General features: G+C 72.3%; 18 protein-coding genes. 9 read left to right on the plus strand and 9 right to left on the minus strand.

Going from position 1 to position 20516, the window contains the following annotated elements:
• Positions 1–6 precede the first annotated feature (6 nt).
• Positions 7–195 carry a DUF5703 family protein gene (locus ACIP5M_RS33570; RefSeq protein WP_073774709.1) on the minus strand — a complete coding sequence of 63 codons (189 nt, stop codon included), beginning with the start codon at positions 193–195 and terminating at the stop codon, positions 7–9.
• Between the two features lie 47 nt (positions 196–242).
• On the opposite strand from ACIP5M_RS33570, the gene ACIP5M_RS33575 reads away from it, so the two are divergent.
• On the plus strand, positions 243–914 hold the full coding sequence (locus ACIP5M_RS33575; RefSeq protein WP_401204103.1) for a hypothetical protein: 672 nt from the start codon (positions 243–245) through the stop codon (positions 912–914).
• A 50-nt stretch (positions 915–964) separates the two neighbouring features.
• Here the strand turns inward: ACIP5M_RS33575 and ACIP5M_RS33580 are convergent, their stop codons facing one another.
• Positions 965–3091 (minus strand): ATP-binding domain-containing protein, encoded by a 2127-nt coding sequence (locus ACIP5M_RS33580; protein ID WP_401204171.1) that lies wholly within the window; start codon positions 3089–3091, stop codon positions 965–967.
• Between ACIP5M_RS33580 and ACIP5M_RS33585 the strand changes: the two genes are divergently transcribed.
• The gene (locus ACIP5M_RS33585; RefSeq protein WP_401204174.1) at positions 3047–3715 is read left to right on the plus strand and encodes a hypothetical protein; all 669 of its coding nucleotides are present in this window, start codon (positions 3047–3049) and stop codon (positions 3713–3715) included. The genes ACIP5M_RS33580 and ACIP5M_RS33585 overlap by 45 nt on opposite strands.
• On the opposite strand, the gene ACIP5M_RS33590 is transcribed toward ACIP5M_RS33585, so the two are convergent.
• Positions 3694–4677 (minus strand): aldo/keto reductase, encoded by a 984-nt coding sequence (locus ACIP5M_RS33590; RefSeq protein ID WP_401204106.1) that lies wholly within the window; start codon positions 4675–4677, stop codon positions 3694–3696. The genes ACIP5M_RS33585 and ACIP5M_RS33590 overlap by 22 nt on opposite strands.
• 107 nt (positions 4678–4784) lie before the next feature.
• On the opposite strand from ACIP5M_RS33590, the gene ACIP5M_RS33595 reads away from it, so the two are divergent.
• Together ACIP5M_RS33595 and ACIP5M_RS33600 are read left to right on the plus strand one after the other, a co-directional pair.
• Positions 4785–5834: an LLM class F420-dependent oxidoreductase gene (locus ACIP5M_RS33595; RefSeq protein WP_401204109.1), complete on the plus strand. Its 1050-nt coding sequence runs from the start codon at positions 4785–4787 to the stop codon at positions 5832–5834.
• A gap of 247 nt (positions 5835–6081) precedes the next feature.
• Positions 6082–6870, plus strand: a complete 789-nt coding sequence (locus ACIP5M_RS33600) for a ferritin-like domain-containing protein (protein WP_401204112.1) — start codon at positions 6082–6084, stop codon at positions 6868–6870.
• Between the two features lie 20 nt (positions 6871–6890).
• Here ACIP5M_RS33600 and ACIP5M_RS33605 read toward each other — a convergent pair whose 3' ends face one another.
• Complete coding sequence (locus ACIP5M_RS33605; protein ID WP_401204114.1) at positions 6891–7883, minus strand: magnesium and cobalt transport protein CorA; 993 nt, start codon at positions 7881–7883, stop codon at positions 6891–6893.
• A gap of 222 nt (positions 7884–8105) precedes the next feature.
• Here ACIP5M_RS33605 and ACIP5M_RS33610 point away from each other — a divergent pair, with 222 nt between their 5' ends.
• The 4 genes from ACIP5M_RS33610 to mshC all read left to right on the plus strand — a co-directional run bounded on the left by ACIP5M_RS33610 (position 8106) and on the right by mshC (position 11636).
• Positions 8106–8810 carry a histidine phosphatase family protein gene (locus ACIP5M_RS33610; RefSeq protein ID WP_401204117.1) on the plus strand — a complete coding sequence of 235 codons (705 nt, stop codon included), beginning with the start codon at positions 8106–8108 and terminating at the stop codon, positions 8808–8810.
• 89 nt (positions 8811–8899) lie between these two features.
• A complete protein-coding gene (locus ACIP5M_RS33615) occupies positions 8900–9490 on the plus strand; it encodes a DUF3090 domain-containing protein (RefSeq protein ID WP_382649310.1) in 591 nt (196 codons plus the stop codon).
• A complete protein-coding gene (locus tag ACIP5M_RS33620) occupies positions 9454–10296 on the plus strand; it encodes an SCO1664 family protein (RefSeq protein ID WP_401204119.1) in 843 nt (280 codons plus the stop codon). The genes ACIP5M_RS33615 and ACIP5M_RS33620 overlap by 37 nt, the downstream gene beginning before the upstream one ends.
• A gap of 110 nt (positions 10297–10406) precedes the next feature.
• Positions 10407–11636, plus strand: coding sequence for a cysteine--1-D-myo-inosityl 2-amino-2-deoxy-alpha-D-glucopyranoside ligase (mshC, locus tag ACIP5M_RS33625; RefSeq protein WP_401204122.1), 1230 nt, complete (start codon positions 10407–10409; stop codon positions 11634–11636).
• Positions 11637–11919: 283 nt separating this feature from the next.
• Here the strand turns inward: mshC and ACIP5M_RS33630 are convergent, their stop codons facing one another.
• The 5 genes from ACIP5M_RS33630 to ACIP5M_RS33650 all read right to left on the minus strand — a co-directional run bounded on the left by ACIP5M_RS33630 (position 11920) and on the right by ACIP5M_RS33650 (position 18210).
• Positions 11920–12912, minus strand: a complete 993-nt coding sequence (locus ACIP5M_RS33630) for a PAC2 family protein (protein ID WP_401204124.1) — start codon at positions 12910–12912, stop codon at positions 11920–11922.
• A 152-nt stretch (positions 12913–13064) separates the two neighbouring features.
• Complete coding sequence (locus tag ACIP5M_RS33635; RefSeq protein WP_401204127.1) at positions 13065–14672, minus strand: FAD-dependent oxidoreductase; 1608 nt, start codon at positions 14670–14672, stop codon at positions 13065–13067.
• A 41-nt stretch (positions 14673–14713) separates the two neighbouring features.
• A complete protein-coding gene (gene glpK / locus ACIP5M_RS33640; protein WP_401204129.1) occupies positions 14714–16255 on the minus strand; it encodes a glycerol kinase GlpK in 1542 nt (513 codons plus the stop codon).
• A 78-nt stretch (positions 16256–16333) separates the two neighbouring features.
• Positions 16334–17116 (minus strand): MIP/aquaporin family protein, encoded by a 783-nt coding sequence (locus ACIP5M_RS33645; protein WP_401204132.1) that lies wholly within the window; start codon positions 17114–17116, stop codon positions 16334–16336.
• Positions 17117–17442: 326 nt separating this feature from the next.
• Complete coding sequence (locus tag ACIP5M_RS33650; protein WP_401204134.1) at positions 17443–18210, minus strand: IclR family transcriptional regulator; 768 nt, start codon at positions 18208–18210, stop codon at positions 17443–17445.
• Positions 18211–18450: 240 nt separating this feature from the next.
• On the opposite strand from ACIP5M_RS33650, the gene ACIP5M_RS33655 reads away from it, so the two are divergent.
• Positions 18451–20516: homocysteine S-methyltransferase family protein (locus ACIP5M_RS33655; RefSeq protein WP_401204136.1), on the plus strand; the 2066-nt coding region annotated here is incomplete at its 3' end.

Genomic DNA, 20516 nt, shown 5'->3' on the forward strand with positions numbered 1-20516 from the left:
CCCGCGTCACCAGGTCGCGCGGACCTGACGGATGATCCGCCGTCGCAACCGCACGCGGCGGCTGCCGTCCCGGTGCAGGGACAGGCGGTCGAGCTCCCAGTTCCCGTACTCGGCATGGTCGGTCAGCAGGCGGGTCGCCTCCTTGCGGGGAACCCCGCGAGGCACGTACACGTCGACAAATTCGTATTCCGGCATCGCATCTATTGTGCGGGCAGAGCCCTGCTACGGATAGCGTCTGCTCTATGTCTGATGCCGCTCTGCCCACTCTTGCCGAGGTACGCGCCGCCGCCGAGGCGGTCAAGGCCGCTCTCGACCGCCACCTCGCCGCGGTCGAGCGCAGGACCGGGGACGACGACCCCGAGGTCTACACCGCGTTCAACGAACTCGCCGCCGCGGCCGAGGAGTACGACGAACTCCTCTACGACCGCTACGACGAGGTCACCCCCTTCGAGATCCCCACGCCCGAGGACGGTGTCCCGTACGCCGGGCCTGCCGAGCCCGCTGCCTTCAGCGTGCTCATCCGCCGCGACTACGCCGTGGTCGAGCCGCCGCGCCTGATCGCCCAGGCCGAACGGGTCGCCGCGCACGACCGCGATGCCGAACTCGTCCACGACGGCGGTACGGCCGGCGCGCTGGGCGTGCTCTTCGGGGAATACGAGCCCGACGAGATCGCCTCCCGCTACAGGGAGTTCGGGCTGGAGGAAGGCGATTCCACGCTGTGGATCGCGGCATTGGAGGAGGCGGCCGAGCCGGGGGAGTGGCTGGGTTCGCCCTTCGAACACACCGCTCCCGAGGACGTGCTGCACCGGTTCGACGTCAGCTCCGTCTTCGACGAGGACGAAGACGAAGACGAGGACGAGGACGAGGACGCGGACGAGGGCGAGATCGCCGAGCCCGGACTGGCCCCGGCCTGATCCCGAAGCGGCCCCCGTCCCGCCACGTGCGGGGCGGGGGCCGCTCCCGGCTACTCCGGCTGCTCGCCGGCCGCCGCCGCGAGGGCCGACAGCAGGCCCGCCAGCCGGGTCGTACGCGGCTTCGCCGGAACCTGTGCCACCGCGTGCTGCAGTGCCTGGTCCACGCCGTGCACCACCGACAGGTGCCGCTCGGCCCGCCCGAACGCCGTGTACACCCAGTCCCGCGACAGGGCCTGCGCCGCGTCGCCCGGCAGTACGACGACCACCGCCGGCCAGCGCGCGCCGACGGCCTGATGCGCCGTCACCGCCCAGCCGTGCCGCACCTGGGACTCCACGAGCTCCTTCGCCACGACGACCCGTGCGCCCGCCCGGTCCAGGTGCAGCCCCTCCGCGTCGGCCGACACCACCCGGGCCGGCAGCGCCCGCCCGGGCGAGGGCACGTGGACGACCCGGTCGCCCGGGTCGAAGCCGCCGAACCGGCCCGGGCCGGGGTTCAACCGCTCCTTGAGGGCGGCGTTCAGCGCCCGGGTCCCCGCGGAGCCGCCGTGGCCCGGGGTGATCACCTGCACGCTGGCCGCCGGGATCCCGAAGGCCCGCGGCACCGACTCGGCCACCAGCTGCACGGCGCGGTGCACGGCCTCCCCGGCGTCGCGCACCGGGACGATGACGACCTCCTTGCCCGGGGCGTCCACCTGGTTCAGCTCGCCGATGCCGATGCCCGAGACCAGCTCGCCGATCGGGCCCGGGTCCGGGACGCGGGAGACCACCTGGGGGCAGGCGCGGGCTGCCAGCAGATCGGTGAACACCCGCCCGGCGCCGGCGGAGCCGAGCACTCCGGGATCTCCGGAGAGCACCAGGCGGGCCCCGTCGGGGACGGACTCCACCAGCGCGGCCGCGGTCTCCACGTCGAGCTGGGGCGCGTCCAGGACGATGAGCAGGTCCAGCGCGAACTGCCCGTCGGCGTCCCGGCCGGGGCCCTCGGCACCCGACAGCAGCCCGGCCACGGTGACGCCCTCGGAGGTCGGGGCGTGCATGGCCAGGACGGTGCGCAGGCCCAGCCCCTGGGCCGCCGCCAGCAGGGCCAGCGGCTCGGCGCGGGCGGCCTCGCCGCCGGTGTGGGCGACCAGCCCGTGCGCGCCGGCCGCGCGGATCAGCTCGGCGCCGGTGCCACGGGCGGCGGCCTTCTCCCAGTCGGCGGGGTCGTCCGGGCGCTCGAAGGTGTTGGCGATCCGGGCCAGGCCGTCGGCCAGGCTCTCCTCGGCCATGGCGGAACCCTCCAGGCCCACGAGGATCCGTACGGGCTGCTCCTCGCCCTCCGGGACCGGGGCGCCGAGCGGCTCGTGGAAGACCAGCACCGTGCCCTCGCCGATGGCCTGTTCCAGGGCCTCGGCGGGGTCCGGTACGCCGTACTGGGCCAGGGCCTTCTCCAGGACCGGGGCCTCCAGCGCGGTGTGGCCCTTGAGCCCGGCCTGGACCAGCAGCCAGCCCACGAGGGCGGTGGTGCGGCGCTCGTCGCCGGGACCGGCCTCGGGGCCGAGGAGGGCGCGGGCGAACCCGTCGGCCTGCGCCGGGCGGACGGCGTGGACGGCCAGCAGCCGCCAGGGGTTCTCGGCGAGCTGCTCGGCGGCGCCGTCGCCGAGGGCCGCGGTGGCGGGCGCGGCGAGCGTCTCGGGGGCGCCGCCGCGGGTCAGGACGGCGCGCACGGAGTCCACCGCGTCGGCGGAGGGGGCGGCGGCCGGGGCCGGGGCGGGTGCGGGCCTGCGGACCGGCGGGGGAGCCGGGGCCGCCTTGCGCGGCGCGGCCGGGGCCTCGTCGAAGTACAGGGCGGGCTTCTCCCCGCTCTCCACGGCCCGTACGGCGGCCAGCAGGTCGGCGGCCTTGCCGCTGAGCTTCGCCCCGGCGTCCACGGGGCCCTCCCGCTCGGCCTTGCGACGGGCGATGCGCTCGCGTTCGATCTTCTGCGCGGCCAGCTCGGCGGCGGCCTCGCTCAGCGCGGGCACCACCGCCTCCCCGCCGACGGCCTCAGCCCCGCCGCTCGCCCCCTCTGCCTCGCCGGATCCGGCCTCTGTGGCGGCCGGGCCCCCGTCCCCGGCGCCCGTGGGCTCCGCGTCGGCGGGCTCGGGGTGCGGAGCGTGCCCTGCGGGGCTTTCCCCCACCCCGCCCCTTCCCGAAACCAGGGGCTCCGCCCCTGGACCCCGTTCCCCGGCTCCGCCGCGCCCCGGGCCTTCGGCCGGGGCCTGCACCCCGTCGGCTCCGCCGTGCCCCGGGCCTTCGGCCGGGGCCTGCACCCGGTCGGCTCCGCCGTGCCCCGGGCTTCCGGCCGGGGCCTGCGCCCCGTCGGCTCCGCTGCCGACCGCGTCTGCGGCCTCTTCCGCGGCCTGCGCCCCCGCCCCCTCGGCTTCGCCGGCGTCAGCGGCACCGGCTACCTCCGCGGCAGCGGCACGCGATTCGCCGGCGTCAGCGGCCCCGGCTACCTCCGCGGCAGCGGCACGGGCTTCGCCGGCGCCAGCGGCACCGGCTTCCTCCGCGGCAGCGGCACGGGCTTCGCCGGCGCCAGCGGCACCGGCTACCTCCGCGGCAGCGGCATCGGCCCCGCCGGGGCCACCGGCACCGGCCTCCTCCGCCGCAGTGGCACGGGCTTTGCCAGAGGCACCGGCACCGGCCTCCTCCGCGGCAGCGACACCGGCCACCTCCGCGGCAGCGGTACGGGCTTCGCCGGCGGCAGCGGCAGCGGCACCGGCTTCCTCCGCGGCAGCGGTTTCGGCTTGGCGGTCCGTACTCACAGCGTGCTCCAGTCCTGATCGGGATAGCGGTGCTCCGGCGCCGAGACATCGTCCAGCGCCCGGCAGATCTCCTCCGGAAGACTAAGGGCCTCCACCGACAGAGCCGCCGCGAGCTGCGCCGACGTCCGGGCGCCGACGATCGGCGCGACCACCCCGGGGCGGTCCCGGATCCACGCCAGGGACACCTGGAGCGGGGTCACGGCCAGGCCCTGGGCCGCCGTCACGACCGCGTCCACGATGCGGCCCGCCGCATCGTCGAGGTACGGGTCCACCAGGGCCGCCAGGGTGGGGGAGGCACCGCGGGAGTCCGCCGGGACGCCGTCGCGGTACTTGCCCGTCAGGACCCCGCGCCCCAGCGGGGACGAGGGCAGCAGACCGATCCCCAGGTCCAGCGCCGCCGGCAGCACCTCCCGCTCCACGCCCCGTTGCAGCAGGGAGTACTCCATCTGCGTCGAGGCCAGCCGGGTCCGCGTCCCCGGTGCCGCGAGCTGCCAGGTCGCCGCCTTGGCCAGCTGCCACCCGCAGAAGCCCGCCACCCCGGCGTACCGGGCCCGGCCGCTGGACACCGCCAGGTCCATGGCCTGGAGGGTCTCCTCCAGCGGGGTCGCCGGGTCGAAGGCGTGCACCTGCCAGAGGTCGACGTAATCGGTGCCCAGCCGGGCCAGCGAGTCGTCCAGGGCGGCCAGCAGGTGCCCGCGCGACCCGTCGAACCGCCGGTCGGGATCCGGCACGCTGCCGGACTTGGTCGCGAGGACCAGGTCCCGGCGCGGGACGAGCCCGTCCAGCAGCCGCCCGAGGAGGTACTCCGCCTCGCCGCCGCCGTACACGTCGGCCGTGTCGACGAGCGTGCCGCCCGCCTCCCAGAACGTCTTCGCCTGTTCGGCGGCGGCTTCCTCGCCGGTGTCGCGGCCCCAGGTCAGGGTGCCGAGGCCGATCCGGGAGACGCGCAGGCCGGTGCGGCCGAGATGCCTCTGCTCCATGGACGCTGAGACTACTGGGGCACTGACGCGGCGGACCCTGGCGCGCTACAGTCCCCGCAGACCAACGTTACTGATCGGTAAACCGGCACACCGTAAGGGGACGACACATGAGGCTCGGCATCAATCTCGGCTACTGGGGCGCGGGCATGGACGCCGACAACCTCGCCGTCGCCCAGGAGGCCGACCGGCTCGGCTACGACGTCTGCTGGGCCGCCGAGGCCTACGGCTCGGACGCCCCGACCGTGCTCGCCTGGGTCGCCGCCCAGACCGAGCGCATCGACGTCGGCTCCGCCATCCTCCAGATCCCGGCGCGCCAGCCCGCGATGACCGCCATGACGGCCGCCACCCTGGACTCCCTCACCAAGGGCCGCTTCCGGCTCGGCCTCGGCGTCTCCGGGCCCCAGGTCTCCGAGGGCTGGTACGGCGTCAAGTTCGACAAGCCCCTCGCGCGGACCCGGGAGTACGTGGAGATCGTCCGCAAGGCCATGTCCCGCGAGCGGCTCAGCTACGAGGGCGAGCACTGGACCCTGCCCCTGCCCGGCGGCCCCGGCAAGCCCCTCAAGCTGACCGTGCACCCCGAGCGCGAGCACATCCCGCTCTACATCGCCGCCATCGGACCGAAGAACCTGGAGCAGACGGGCGAGATCGCCGACGGCGCCCTGCTGATCTTCCCGGCCGCCGAGCACCTGGAGGCGACCGCGCTCACCCACATCCGCGCGGGCCGCGAGAAGGCCGGGCTGACCATGGAGGGCTTCGATGTCTGCCCGACCGTGCCGCTCGCCCTCGGCGACGACGTGCCCGCGCTCGCGGACATGTTCCGCCCCTACACCGCCCTGTACGTCGGCGGCATGGGCAGCCGGAAGCAGAACTTCTACAACCAGCTCGCCCAGCGCATGGGCTACGAGAAGGAAGCCGCCGAGATCCAGGACAAGTACCTGGCGGGCGACAAGACCGGCGCGGCGGCCGCCATCCCGCACTCGCTGATCGACTCGACCACGCTGCTCGGCCCCGTCGAGCGGATCGCGGACGGGATGCGGGCCTACGCGGAGGCCGGGGTCACCACCCTCACGCTCGCCCCGGCCGGATTCACACGGGACGAGCGGATCGCCGCCCTGCGCGCCGGCACCGAGGCCATGGAACGGGCCGGACTGGCCTGACGCCCGGACCGGGGCGGTCACCCGAAGCCCGGGGCGGTGCGGGAGCGGCGTCGAGAAGGAGAAACAGAAGGAGTCTGCGGCCGTGGTGGGGGCTCGGGGGGTCTTCCCCGCCACGGCCGACACAGCCAACAACGCCCGGGGCGCCCGCCGGGTTACGCACAAGGGGCCGTCCGCGCGTTTCGTTCATTCGGACGAGTAGGGCGCCCCCTCGGTTGCCCGCCCCCGCGCCCGGGGTTTGACTCGGTGCATGCTCTCTGCCCGCAGCCTGTTCCAGGAGATCGTCGACAACGACGACTCCTTCCAGCTGTTCTGCTCCATCGCCGCCAGCGGGGAGTCACAGGGAGGCTGGGAGAACGCCCGCATCGCGGCCCTCGTGCCGGACGGCATGCGTGATCTCGCCCCCAAGATCACCCGGCACGGCGCCGACGAGGACAAGCACGGGCGGATCTTCAACGCCCTGCTGCGCAAGCGCGGCCTGCCACCCGTCCCCGTACCCCCCGAGACCGACTACACGATGCTGCTGGAGCGCAGCGGCATCGGCCTCGCGCACGAGAAGCTGCGCCGCGACGAGCCGCTGACCGAGCGCGACATCGTCGTCTACCTCTCCCACAGCCGCGTCACCGAGCAGCGGGCCGCCGACCAGATGGACATGCTGGTCAAGAACTTCGGCGACCACCCCGAGGTCGGCAAGGCCATCCGCATGATCAGCCACGACGAGGACAACCACCTCGCCTACTGCCACGAGGAGTTGCTGCGCCTCGCCCGGGAGGGCCACGGCCGCACCATCCAGCAGGTGCTGCGCGAGAGCGCGCTCGTCGAGATCGCCGTCTACCGGGACGTGAGCCTCGCCGTCATGCGCCACATGGGCCGGCTGCTGCACTGGCCCGCGCCCAAGGCGGCCGCGCTCGCCGCCGGCATCCGCGGCATGTACGCCTACGAGCGCTTCGCCGGCTGGCACCGGATGGTCGCCCTGCACATGCCGCAACGGCGCGACGCGCTGGGCGGCGCACCGGTCACCTCGCCCGAGTTCGCCTGAGTCCAGCGCGGCGGCGCCCCTCAGAGCCACCCCCGGCGCTTGAACAACCGGTGCAGGCCCAGGCACAGGGCCGCCATGACCACCAGCACCGCCGGATAGCCCCAGCCCTGCTTCAGCTCCGGCATGTCGTCGAAGTTCATCCCGTAGATCCCCGCCACCATCGTGGGAACCGCCGCCATCGCCGCCCAGGCCGAGATCTTGCGCATGTCGTCGTTCTGCCGGACCCCCATCTGGGCCAGATGCGCGGCGAGCGCGTCCGACAGCAGCCGGTCCAGGCCCTCGATGTACTCGTTGGCCTTGGTCAGGTGGTCGGCGACATCGCGGAAGAACGGCTGGGCGTGCTCGTGGACGAAGGGCACCTGGCCGAGGGCGAGCCGGTCCATCGGCTGGAGCAGCGGACTCGTCGCCCGGCGGAACTCCAGCACCTGCCGCTTGAAGCCGTAGATCCGGGCGGCCGTGCTCTTGGTGTTCCTGGTGTCCGTGGAGTTCGGGGCGAACACCTCCGCCTCCAGCTCCTCCAGGTCCGTCTGGAGCTCGGCCGCCACCTCGATGTAGTGGTCCACCACCGCGTCGGACACCGCGTACAGCACCGCCGTCGGGCCGTGCCGCAGTATGTCGGGATCGTGCTCCAGCCGCTGCCGCACGGCGGCCAGCGGGGCGCCCTCGCCGTGCCGGACGGTGACCACGAAGGAGTCGCCTATGAAGACCATCAGCTCGCCCGTGGTCACCGTGTCGCTGGCCTCGTCGTACTGCACCGGCTTGAGCACGACGAACAGCGAATCGTCGTAGACCTCCAGCTTCGGCCGCTGGTGCGCGGTCAGCGCGTCCTCCACCGCCAGCGCGTGCAGGCCGAACTCGCTCCGCACGTGGTCGAATTCCTTCGCCGTGGGCTCGTGCATCCCGACCCAGAGGAAGGCGTCACCGGTCGCCCGCGCCTCGTCCAGGGCGTCCGAGAAGTCCTCCGGCCCCTCGCTGCGGCGGCCGTCCCGGTAAATCGCGCAGTCCACAATCATCCGGGCATTGTTCCCTGCCCCGGGCCCGCCCGCACGTCGACGGCGCCGCAGGACCTGGCCGGCCGTTCACGCCGGGCTCGCGGGGCTTGGCACGCACGCTCGCCGCGTTGTCGTCGGGCACCGACGCTCCGCGTCGATTTCCTCCTCCGCCTTGCGATCGCACGCACCAAGCCCCGCTCACTTTTCCGGCGTGAACGACCGGCCAGGTCCTAGGCTGGCGCCATGGCCACGCTGATCCTCGTACGACACGGGCGGTCCACCGCCAACACCGCCGGGCTGCTCGCCGGATGGACCCCCGGGGTGTCCCTCGACGAGCGGGGCGCCGAGCAGGCCGCCGCGCTGCCCGGACGGCTCGAGGGCGTGCCCCTCGCCGCCGCCGTCACCAGCCCGCTGCAGCGCTGCCGCGAGACCCTCGCCCCGCTGCTGGCCGCCCGGCCGGATCTGGAGCTGCACACCGACGAGCGGATTGGCGAGTGCCACTACGGCGACTGGTCGGGCCGCAAGCTCTCCGAACTGTCCGAAGAACCCCTGATGCGGATCGTCCAGCAGCACCCGTCGGCCGCCGCCTTCCCCGGCGGCGAGTCCATGCGCGCCATGCAGGCGCGCGCCGTGGACGCCGTACGGGACTGGAACGCGCGGATCGAGGAGGAACACGGGAACGACGGCGTGTTCCTGATGTGCTCGCACGGCGACATCATCAAGTCCCTTGTCGCCGACGCCCTGGGCATGCACCTGGACCTCTTCCAGCGCATCCACGTCGACCCCTGTTCGGTGACCGCCATCCGCTACACCGCGACGCGGCCCTTCCTCTTCCGGCTGGGCGACACCGGGGACTTCGGCTCGCTCGTACCGCGGGCCGCCGCACCGGACAAAGCCGTGGAAGACGGCGGCGACGGCGTCGTGGGAGGCGGCGCGGGCGCGGTGTGATCGAACGGCGCAGTAGGGTGGACTGGCCTTCTAAAAGAGCAGCCCCCGCGCGCAGCCCTGCGCCTGCCACCGAGACTTGGAGACTGGACGTGCCCCGTCAGGTGTTCCTCTACGACCCCCCGGACCGCTTCGTGGCCGGCACGGTCGGCTTGCCTGGACGCCGTACGTTCTTCCTGCAGGCCTCCTCCGGCCCCCGCGTCACCAGCGTCTCCCTGGAGAAGACCCAGGTCGCGGCGCTGGCCGAGCGGATGGACGAGCTGCTGGACGAGGTCGTACGGCGCACCGGCGGCAACGCCCCGGTCCCCGCCGTCGCCCCCGCCGAGGCCGCCGACACCGCGCCGCTGGACGTCCCGGTCGACGAGGAGTTCCGCGTCGGCACCATGGCGCTCGCCTGGGACGGCGAGGAACAGCGCATGATCGTCGAGGCGCAGGCCCTCGTCGAACTCGAGGCCGACTCGGACGAGGATCTCGCCGAGGCGGAGGAACGGCTGCTCCAGGACGAGGAGAACGGCCCGCCCATGCTGCGGGTCCGCCTCACCGGCGCCCAGGCCCGGGCCTTCGCCAAGCGGGCCCTGGACGTGGTCAACGCGGGCCGCCCCCCGTGCCCGCTGTGCAGCCTGCCGCTGGACCCGGAGGGGCACGTGTGCCCGCGCCAGAACGGCTACCGGCGCCAGGCGTGACGGGGACGGGGGAACACGAGGAACTGCTCACCAAGGGTGAGCTGACGGTCGTCGGCCGGATCAGGGAGGCGTCCAACGCCGTCCTGCTGTGCACGGTCACCCACGAGGGCGTGAGCGCCGACTGCGTGTACAAGCCGGTGAAGGGCGAGCGCCCGCTGTGGGACTTCCCCGACGGGAACCTCGCCCAGCGCGAGGTCGCCTCCTACCTGGTCTCCGAGGCCACCGGCTGGGGCCTGGTACCCACCACTGTGCTGCGCGACGGGCCCTATGGCGAGGGCATGGTCCAGCGGTGGATCGAGACCCCCGAGGGCGATCCGCCCGGCGCGCAGCTCCTCGCGCTCGTCGAGGGCGAGGAAGCGGGGGAGGGCTGGAAGCCCGTCGCCCTCGCCGAGGTCGGCGAGGGCCGCACCGCCCTGCTCGTACACGCCGACGACGAGCGGCTGCGGCGGCTCGCCGTCCTCGACGCCGTGATCAACAACGGCGACCGCAAGGGCGGCCACCTGCTGCCCGCGGCCGACGGCCGCCTCTACGCCATCGACCACGGCGTGACCTTCCACGCCGAGGACAAGCTGCGGACCCTCCTGTGGGGGTGGGCGGGGGAGCCGCTGACCGCGGAGGCGCGCGAGGTGCTGGCCTCGCTGACCGCCGAGCTGGCCGAGGGGGCCCCGCTCGCCACCCGCCTGGCCGAACTGATCACGGCGGTCGAGCTGGCCGCCGTACGGGACCGGGTGGCGCAGCTGCTGCGCACCGGGATCCACCCGCAGCCGTCCGGGCAGTGGCCGGCGATCCCGTGGCCACCGGTCTGAACCGGACACCCGCGACACGCACAGATCCGGCCAGACCGCAAGAGTGCCGATCAAGACAACAGTGCAGGTCCGGTTCGTTTCCGGAACATCCGTCCGGTTAGGCTCGAGACATGCATGCCTGGCCCGCTTCTGAGGTCCCCGCCCTTCCTGGCAAGGGCCGCGACCTCAAGATCCACGACACCGCGACCCAGGGGACGATCACCCTCGCCCCCGGTCCCGTCGCCCGTATCTACGTCTGCGGCATCACCCCGTACGACGCGACCCACATCGGTCACGCGGCGACCTACAACGCGTTCGACCTCGTCCAGCGCGTGTGGCTCGACACCAAGCGGCAGGTCCACTACGTCCAGAACGTCACGGACGTGGACGACCCGCTCCTGGAGCGGGCACTGCGCGACGGCCACGACTGGACCGAGCTCGCCGAACGCGAGACGGCCCTCTTCCGCGAGGACATGACCGCCCTGCGCATGCTGCCGCCGCAGCACTACATCGGAGCCGTCGAGGCCATACCCGGCATCGTGCCGCTGGTCGAGCGGCTGCGGGACGCGGGCGCCGCGTACGAGCTCGACGGCGACGTCTACTTCTCGGTCGAGTCCGACGCGCACTTCGGCCAGGTCTCGAACCTGGACGCTGAGGCGATGCGGCTGCTCTCGGCGGAGCGGGGCGGCGACCCCGACCGGGCGGGGAAGAAGAACCCGCTCGACCCGATGCTGTGGATGGCGGCGCGTCCGGGCGAGCCGAGCTGGGACGGCGGCTCGCTGGGCCGCGGCCGGCCCGGCTGGCACATCGAGTGCGTGGCGATCGCCCTGGACCACCTGGGCATGGGCTTCGACATCCAGGGCGGCGGCTCCGACCTGGCGTTCCCGCACCACGAGATGGGCGCCTCGCACGCGCAGGTGCTGACGGGCGAGTTCCCGATGGCCAAGGCGTACGTCCACGCGGGCATGGTGGCCCTGAACGGCGAGAAGATGTCGAAGTCCAAGGGCAACCTGGTCTTCGTCTCCGCCCTGCGGCGGGCCGGGGTCGACCCGGCGGCGATCCGCCTGGCGCTGCTGTCGCACCACTACCGGGACGACTGGGAGTGGACGGACGCCGTCCTCGACGAGGCGGTCGCCCGCCTGGAGCGCTGGCGCGCCGCCGTGTCCCGCCCGGACGGCCTGCCGGCCGACGGGGTCGTCGAGGAGGTCCGCGAAGCCCTGTCGAACGACCTGGACGCCCCTGCCGCGCTGGCGGCCGTCGACCGCTGGGTGGAGGCCCAGAACGCCTCCGACGGCACCGACGAGTCGGCCCCCGGGCTGATCTCCCGAACGGTGGACGCCCTCCTGGGCGTGGCCCTGTAACCCCCTGGGTGTGGCGCCCCAGCGGCAGCCGCGCCACCGATGCCCCCAGCCCCACCCGGGTGCGGGGGCATCGCCTTTTGCCGGGTACGGGTGCCGGGGTGGCCGCTGCGCGGGGCCTTCCCCACCCCGCCCCTTCCCGAAACTGGGGCTCCGCCCCAGACCCCGGTCCTCAAACGCCGGACGGGCTGGAACATGCCGCTGCGCGGCACCACCCAGCCCCGCCGGCGTTTGAGGCGCGGGGTGTGGGGCGGAGCCCCACGGGGCCCGGCCCGCCCGGCTGCGGCTACGGCTCCGGGGTGTCCGGGGACTCCGGCTCCTCCGGCGGAGCCGCTGGCGGCTCCTCGGCGGCGGAGTCCTTGCGCTTCGGCCGCGTCAGGCCGCTCGACGTGTCCCGCAGGTACGACGGGTCACCCGGCTCGGCGGCCGGCCCCGCCGCAGGATCCCGCCGCCGCAGGTACCGCTCGAACTCCCGGGCGATGGCGTCCCCCGAAGCCTCCGGCAGATCCGCCGTGTCCCGCGCCTCCTCCAGCGTCTGGACGTACTCCGCCACCTCGCTGTCCTCGGCGGCCAGTTGGTCCACGCCCAGCTGCCACGCCCGTGCGTCCTCCGGGAGTTCACCCAGAGGGATCCGGATGTCGATCAGGTCCTCCAGCCGGTTCAGCAGCGCCAGCGTCGCCTTCGGGTTCGGCGGCTGCGACACGTAGTGCGGCACCGCCGCCCACAGCGACACCGCCGGGACACCCGCATGCGTACAGGCCTCCTGGAGGATGCCCACGATCCCCGTCGGGCCCTCGTACTTCGTCTCCTCCAGGTCCATCGTCCGCGCCAGGTCCGCGTCCGAGGTCACCCCGCTCACCGGCACCGGCCGCGTGTGCGGGGTGTCCCCGAGCAGCGCCCCCAGGATGACCACCATTTCCACGCCCAGTTCGTGGGCGAAGCCGAGGATCTCGTTGCAGAACGACCGCCACCGCATGGACGGTTCGATCCCGCGCACCAGCACCAGGTCGCGCGGCTTCGCGCCGCCGATCCGGACCACGGACAGCCGCGTCGTAGGCCAGGTGATCTTCCGTACCCCGTTGTCCAGCCACACCGTCGGCCGGTTGACCTGGAAGTCGTAGTAGTCCTCGGCGTCGAGCGCCGCGAACACCTCGCCCTTCCACTCCCGGTCCAGGTGTGCGACCGCACCGGAGGCCGCGTCACCCGCGTCGTTCCAGCCCTCGAACGCGGCCACCATGACCGGGTCGATCAGCTCGGGCACGCCCTCAAGCTCGATCACCCAGGTCTCCTTCCGAAGTTCCCTTGCGTACGTGGGTCAGCCTAAGCCTTGATGAGGCACCGGCCACAGCCCACGACAGAGGGGCGGTTCCCCTCGGAACCGCCCCTCTTCCCCACCTGCGTGAGAGCCATGCCTCCCGCCGGGCCCGCGGGCTAGACGCGGTGGCTGAGCATCTCCTCGACGCGGGCCCGTACGGCCTCGTCGTCCAGACCGCGGATCGTCACCGTCGTACGGCGGCGCAGTACGTCGTCGACCGTCTCGGCCCACTCGCTGTCCCGGGCGTAGGCGACCTGCGCCCAGATCTCCGGACCGTCCGGGTGGATGCGCTCGGCCAGCGCCGGGTCCTCGTTCGCGATGCGCGCGATGTCGAAGGCCAGCGAACCGTAGTGCGAGGCCAGGTGGCGGGCGGTCAGCGGGTCCATCCGCGTCCCGGGCTCGCGGTCCACCAGCAGCCGGTGCGCGACCGCGTTCGGGTTGGCGACACCGGGCAGCGCGATCCGCCGCACCAGGGACTTCACCGGCTCCATGTCGTCGGTCAGCGGGCTGCCGGGGAGCTTGGCCAGCTTGTCCATGACCACGCGGCCGATGTGCCGGTACGTCGTCCACTTGCCGCCGGCCACCGACAGCATGCCGCCCGCGCCCTCGGAGACGACCGTCTCGCGCTTGGCCTTCTCCACGCCGCCGGGACCGCCGGGCAGCACCCGCAGGCCCGCGAAGGCGTACGTCATCAGCGAGCGGTCCAGGTCCGCGTCCTTCACCGAGAAGGCCGCCTCGTCCAGGATCTGCTGGATGTCCGCCTCGGTGGCGCGCACGTCCGCCGGGTCGCCCTCGTAGACCTCGTCGGTGGTGCCGAGCAGCAGCTGGTCCTCCCACGGCAGGGCGAAGGTGATGCGGTACTTGTCGATCGGGGTGGCCATGGCGGCCTTCCACGGCGACTTGCGCTTCATGACGATGTGCGCGCCCTTGGAGAGGCGGATCGAGGGCATCGCGTGCTTGTCTTCCATGCGCCGCAGGTGGTCCACCCACGGGCCGGTGGCGTTGAGCACGACGCGCGCGTCCACCCCGAACTCGGTGCCGTCCAGACGGTCCTTGAGCTCGGCGCCGGTGACCCGGCCGCGCGTCATCCGCAGCCCGGTGACCTCGGCGTGGTTGAGGACGACCGCGCCCGATTCGACGGCCGCGCGGACCGTCATGACGGCGACGCGGGAGTCGTTCATCTGGTGGTCGTAGTAGACCGCGACGGCCTTCAGGTTGTCCGTCTTCAGACCGGGGTTGTCGGCGACGGCACGGGCCGGCGATATGACCTTGCCCATGCCGTCGCCGAAGGCCGAGAGGGCGGAGTAGGCGAAGACGCCCGCGCCCAGCTTGGCCGCACCCACCGGACCGCCCTTGTAGACCGGCAGGTAGAACGTGAGCGGGTTGACCAGGTGCGGGGCCACGTCCTTGGCCAGCACCCGCCGCTCGTGGTGGTTCTCGGCCACCAGCTTGACCGCGCCGGTCTGCAGGTAGCGCAGACCGCCGTGGACCAGCTTGGAGGAGGCGGAGGAGGTGGCGCCGGCGAAGTCGCCGGCGTCCACCATGGCGACCCGCAGACCCGACTGCGCGGCGTGCCAGGCCACCGAGGTGCCCAGGATTCCACCGCCGATGACGAGCAGGTCGTACGTGGCCTTCGCCAGCTGCTCACGGGTCTCGGCACGGCTCGGGTTCGAGCCGGCGGTCGGGTGCGTGCCCAGGGCGGTCACGCTCTGCAGGTTGCTCATATCTCTCTTGGCTCCTCGTCGATAGCGTCAGCTGAGCGCGGTCAGCTGGCGTCTTCGTCGTCGACCCAGCCCATGGACCGCTCGACGGCCTTGAGCCAGCTCTTGTACTCGCGGTCGCGCTGCTCGGCAGGCATCCGCGGGGTCCACTCGGCCGCGCGGCGCCAGTTGGCGCGCAGGGCGTCGGTGTCCGGCCAGAAGCCGACGGCCAGGCCGGCGGCGTAGGCGGCGCCGAGGCAGGTGGTCTCGGCGACCATCGGGCGCACCACGGGGGCGTCCAGGAAGTCCGAGAGCGTCTGCATCAGCAGGTTGTTGGAGGTCATGCCGCCGTCGACCTTCAGGGCCGCGAGCTCGACGCCCGAGTCCTTGGTCATGGCGTCGGTGATCTCACGGGTCTGCCAGGCGGTGGCCTCCAGGACGGCACGGGCGATGTGCGCCTTGGTGACGTACCGGGTGAGGCCGGCGATCACACCGCGGGCGTCGGAGCGCCAGTACGGGGCGAAGAGGCCGGAGAAGGCGGGTACGAAGTAGGCGCCGCCGTTGTCCTCGACCGAGGAGGCCAGGGTCTCGATCTCGGCCGCGGACTTGATCAGGCCCATCTGGTCGCGCATCCACTGGACGAGCGAGCCGGTGACGGCGATGGAGCCCTCCAGCGCGTAGACCGGCTTCTGGTCGCCGATCTGGTAGCCGACCGTGGTCAGCAGGCCGCTGTAGGAGTTGATGATCTTGTCGCCGGTGTTCATCAGCATGAACGTTCCGGTGCCGTACGTGGACTTCGCCTCGCCCTCGGCGAAACAGGTCTGGCCGAACAGGGCGGCCTGCTGGTCACCGAGCGCCGAGGCGACCGGGACGCCGGCGAGGACGCCCTCCTTGACGTGGCCGTAGACCTCGGCGGAGGAGCGGATCTCGGGCAGGACGTTGAGCGGCACCTCCATGGACTCGGCGATGCGCTCGTCCCAGGCCAGGGTGTGCAGGTTCATCAGCATGGTGCGCGAGGCGTTGGTGACGTCAGTGACGTGCACACCGCCCTGGGCGCCGCCGGTGAGGTTCCAGATGACCCAGGAGTCCATGGTGCCGAAGAGGATGTCGCCGGCCTCGGCGCGCTCGCGCAGGCCCTCGACGTTGTCGAGCATCCAGCGGATCTTGGGGCCGGCGAAGTAGCTCGCCAGCGGCAGGCCGGTCTCGCGGCGGAAGCGGTCCTGGCCGACGTTGCGGCCGAGCTCCTTGCACAGGGCGTCGGTGCGGGTGTCCTGCCAGACCAGCGCGTTGTGCACCGGCTCGCCGGTGTTCTTGTCCCACAGCAGGGTGGTCTCGCGCTGGTTGGTGATGCCGATCGCCTTGACGTCGGCGGCCGTGAAGCCCGGAATGTCCTGGGCGGCCCGGGCGATGGCGCCGGCGACGACCTCCTGGACGTTGGTCCAGATCTCGGTGGCGTCGTGCTCGACCCAGCCCGGCTTCGGGAAGATCTGCTCGTGCTCCTTCTGGTCGACGGCGACGATGCGGCCGTCGCGGTCGAAGACGATGCAGCGGGAGGAGGTGGTGCCCTGGTCGATCGCGGCGATGAAGGGGCCGGTGCTGCTGGTCATGGTGGCTGCTCCTGGCAGGTCTCGTGAGTAGGCGGAATCAGGAGGGCGGTGCGGATCTTGCGATCGTGCCGATGCTGATCAGGCGAACGCGATGTTGTACAGACCACCGGCGACGGCGGCACCGACGAGCGGGCCGACGACCGGGATCCAGGAGTATCCCCAATCGGAGCCGCCCTTGTTGGGCAGCGGGAGCAGGGCGTGGACGATGCGCGGACCGAGGTCGCGCACCGGGTTGATGGCGTAGCCGGTCGGACCGCCCAGCGAGAGGCCGATGCCGACGACCACGAACGAGGTGATCAGGACGCCGATGACACCGAGGCCCTTGCCGTCGGCCTGGAGGCCCTGGGTCAGGATGGCCAGGACCAGGACGGCGGTGCCGATGATCTCGGTCGCCAGGTTCTGGACGGCGTTGCGGATCTCGGGGCCGGTCGAGAAGATGCCGAGCACTGGTCCCGCCACGTCGTGCGGGTGGGGGTCCTCGGGACCGAGCTTGGCGTCGCGGACGTGCTCGGGGTCCGCCAGGTGCACGCGGAACTGGCCGTAGTACGTGATCCACATGAGGACCGCGCCGATCATGGCGCCCAGGAGCTGGCCGGCGAAGTAGACCGGAACGTCGCTCCAGTCGCCGTTCTTGATGGCGAGGCCGACGGTGACCGCCGGGTTGAGGTGCGCACCCGAGAGCGGGGCGGACACGTAGGCGGCGATCAGGACGGCGAAACCCCAGCCGAAGGTGATCGCGAGCCAGCCCGCGTTCCTGGCCTTGGAGCTCTTGAGCGTCACTGCGGCGCAGACGCCACCGCCGAGCAGGGTGAGCAGGGCGGTACCGATGGTCTCGCCGAAGAAGATGTCGGAGCTGGACACCCGCGACTCCTTTGTCTTACGTCCAGGGGTGGGTGGACACCGGTTCGCTCCGGTGGTCCACACGCACTCGGTGAGTGCTGCACCGGTCCTTGGCCTCGCCACACCTTAGCGCGTATTGCCGGTAGGTGTTCGACAATGCCGACCGATGAACGGCAGTTTTCCGCCTGAGTGAAGAACGCGTCAAGGGTGGGCCAGGTCAAAGAACCGGATCGTTACCACTCGGTACGATCGCCCAAATTCAGCCATTGGGTGATCGAGAAAAGACAAAATCCACCCAATGGCCCACATCGTGGCCTTTGGGTGGACTGGTTGGCGTCAGGTCAAGCTCAGAACCGGCCCGCTCCGAGATCGCGCGAAACCGACCGCGCGCAGTCCCGTACGGAGGCCACCAGGGCCGCCCGCGGCTCGCCGGACTCCCCGCAGACCCGCTCCACGGCCCCCGCCACCGCCACCGCGCCGACGGGCATCCGGCGCCGGTCGTGGATGGGCGCCGCCACCGAGGCGAGCCCCTCCCAGGTCTCCTCCACGTCCGAGGCCCAGCCGCGCGCCCGCGTCAGGTCCAGGACCGCCTCGAAGCCCGCGCCGTCCGTGACCGTACGGGGGGTGAACGCCTCCCGCTCGACCTCCACGGCCTGCGAATGCGCGACCGGGTCGTAGGCCGACAGCACCTTGCCCAGGGCCGTGGAATGCAGCGGCTGCATGGCTCCCACCTCCAGCACCTGGCGGCTGTCGTCGGGCCGGAAGACGTGGTGCATGATCAGCACCCCGCTCTGGTGCAGCACCCCCACGTACACGCTCTCCCCGCTCGCCCGGGCGAGGTCGTCCGTCCAGACCAGGGCGCGGGCGCGCAGCTCGTGCACGTCCAGGTAGCTGTTGCCCAGGCGCAGCAGCTCCGCGCCCAGCTGGTAGCGGCCGGAGGCGGGGTCCTGCTCCACGAAGCCCTCGGCCTGCAGGGTGCGCAGGATCCCGTGCGCCGTGCCCTTGGCCAGGCCCAGGGCCGAGGCCACATCCGACAGGCCCAGCCGGCGCTCCCCGCCCGCCAGGAGCCGCAGCATCGCAGCGGCTCGTTCGAGCGACTGGATGTTCCGTGCCATCGCGCAGCCTCCTGCTGACGTAGTTCGACAATGCTGAACACTATCGGTCGATGCCGACCTTGTGCATGGTTGGGAGCCTGCGGAGCGGCGCGCCCCCCGCGCAAACCCCCGCGCACAGGATGCAGTCCGCCACGTGGGACGACCTCACCGGGGCGAGCCCCGCCGGTTACCCTGACCGCGTGCACCCTTGACACCGAAGGGGTGCAAAGCCGACAGCCGTCGCATCCCAGGGAGCTCTCCATGGCCTCGTTGCCGAACCTGCCCGCTGACACACAGACCCGTGCCGATGCCCTCCGAGAGGCGCTCGCCACCCGTGTGGTCGTCGCCGACGGGGCGATGGGAACGATGCTCCAGGCGCAGGACCCGACGATGGAGGACTTCCAGCAGCTCGAGGGCTGCAACGAGGTCCTCAACATCACCCGTCCGGACATCGTGCGCTCGGTCCACGAGGCGTACTTCTCGGTGGGTGTGGACTGTGTGGAGACCAACACGTTCGGTGCGAACCACGCGGCGCTGGCCGAGTACGACATCGCCGAGCGGAACTTCGAGCTCTCGGAGGCCGGTGCGCGGGTCGCGCGCGAGGTCGCGGACGAGTTCACCGCCTCCACCGGTCAGCAGCGCTGGGTCCTCGGATCCATGGGCCCCGGCACCAAGCTGCCCACCCTGGGCCACATCACCTACGCGCAGATCCGCGACGCCTACCAGACCAACGCCGAGGGCCTGATCTCCGGCGGCGCCGACGCGCTGCTCGTCGAGACCACCCAGGACCTCCTCCAGACCAAGTCCTCCATCATCGGTGCCCGCCGGGCCATGGAGGCCCTCGGCGTCACTGTTCCGCTGATCTGCTCGGTCACCGTGGAGACGACCGGCACGATGCTGCTGGGTTCGGAGATCGGTGCGGCGCTGACCGCGCTGGAGCCGCTGGGCATCGACATGATCGGCCTGAACTGCGCCACCGGCCCGGCGGAGATGAGCGAGCACCTGCGCTACCTGGCGCGCAACGCCCGCATCCCGCTCTCCTGCATGCCCAACGCCGGCCTGCCCGTCCTGACGAAGAACGGCGCCCACTACCCGCTGACCGCCCCGGAGCTCGCCGACGCCCAGGAGACCTTCGTACGGGAGTACGGGCTCTCGCTGGTCGGAGGCTGCTGCGGCACCACCCCCGAGCACCTGCGGCAGGTCGTGGAGCGGGTGCGCGGCACCGCGATCACCGAGCGCACCCCCCAGCCCGAGCCGGGTGCTGCTTCGCTGTACCAGACGGTCCCGTTCCGGCAGGACACCTCGTACATGGCGATCGGCGAGCGCACCAACGCCAACGGCTCCAAGAAGTTCCGCGAGGCCATGCTGGAGGCCCGCTGGGACGACTGCGTGGAGATGGCCCGCGACCAGATCCGCGAGGGCGCGCACATGCTGGACCTGTGCGTGGACTACGTGGGCCGCGACGGTGTCGCGGACATGCAGGAGCTGGCGGGCCGCTTCGCCACCGCCTCCACCCTGCCCATCGTCCTGGACTCCACCGAGGTCCCCGTCATCCAGGCGGGCCTGGAGAAGCTCGGCGGCCGCGCCGTCATCAACTCGGTGAACTACGAGGACGGCGACGGCCCGGAGTCCCGCTTCGCGAAGGTCACCCGTCTGGCCCAGGAGCACGGTGCCGCGCTGATCGCGCTGACCATCGACGAACAGGGCCAGGCCCGGACCGCCGAACACAAGGTCGCCATCGCCGAACGTCTCATCGAGGACCTGACGGGCAACTGGGGGATCCGCGAGTCGGACATCCTCATCGACACCCTCACCTTCACCATCTGCACCGGCCAGGAGGAGTCCCGCAAGGACGGCATCGCGACGATCGAGGCGATCCGCGAGCTCAAGCGCCGGCACCCGGACGTGCAGACGACCCTCGGCCTGTCCAACATCTCCTTCGGCCTGAACCCGGCCGCGCGGGTCCTGCTGAACTCCGTCTTCCTCGACGAGTGCGTCAAGGCCGGCCTGGACTCGGCGATCGTCCACGCCTCCAAGATCCTGCCGATCGCCCGGTTCGACGAGGAGCAGGTCACCACCGCCCTGGACCTGATCTACGACCGGCGGGCGGAAGGCTACGACCCGCTGCAGAAGCTGATGGCCCTCTTCGAGGGCGTCAACACCAAGTCCCTCAAGGCCGGCCGCGCCGAGGAGCTCCTCGCCCTGCCGCTGGACGAGCGCCTGCAGCGCCGGATCATCGACGGCGAGAAGAACGGTCTGGAGGCCGACCTCGACGAGGCCCTGCAGACCCGTCCGGCGCTGGACATCGTCAACGACACCCTCCTGGA

This window comes from Streptomyces sp. NPDC088762 (genome assembly GCF_044750905.1).
Taxonomy (GTDB): Bacteria; Actinomycetota; Actinomycetes; order Streptomycetales; family Streptomycetaceae; genus Streptomyces.

Coding starts and splice junctions, on each gene's coding strand:
- glpK (WP_401204129.1), bottom strand. CDS start 16,255: ATGACCAGCAGCACCGGCCCCTTCATCGCCGCGATCGACCAGGGCACC.
- ACIP5M_RS33575 (WP_401204103.1), top strand. CDS start 243: ATGTCTGATGCCGCTCTGCCCACTCTTGCCGAGGTACGCGCCGCCGCC.
- ACIP5M_RS33590 (WP_401204106.1), bottom strand. CDS start 4,677: ATGGAGCAGAGGCATCTCGGCCGCACCGGCCTGCGCGTCTCCCGGATC.
- ACIP5M_RS33600 (WP_401204112.1), top strand. CDS start 6,082: ATGCTCTCTGCCCGCAGCCTGTTCCAGGAGATCGTCGACAACGACGAC.
- ACIP5M_RS33595 (WP_401204109.1), top strand. CDS start 4,785: ATGAGGCTCGGCATCAATCTCGGCTACTGGGGCGCGGGCATGGACGCC.
- ACIP5M_RS33650 (WP_401204134.1), bottom strand. CDS start 18,210: ATGGCACGGAACATCCAGTCGCTCGAACGAGCCGCTGCGATGCTGCGG.
- ACIP5M_RS33610 (WP_401204117.1), top strand. CDS start 8,106: ATGGCCACGCTGATCCTCGTACGACACGGGCGGTCCACCGCCAACACC.
- ACIP5M_RS33635 (WP_401204127.1), bottom strand. CDS start 14,672: ATGAGCAACCTGCAGAGCGTGACCGCCCTGGGCACGCACCCGACCGCC.
- ACIP5M_RS33570 (WP_073774709.1), bottom strand. CDS start 195: ATGCCGGAATACGAATTTGTCGACGTGTACGTGCCTCGCGGGGTTCCC.
- ACIP5M_RS33605 (WP_401204114.1), bottom strand. CDS start 7,883: ATGATTGTGGACTGCGCGATTTACCGGGACGGCCGCCGCAGCGAGGGG.
- mshC (WP_401204122.1), top strand. CDS start 10,407: ATGCATGCCTGGCCCGCTTCTGAGGTCCCCGCCCTTCCTGGCAAGGGC.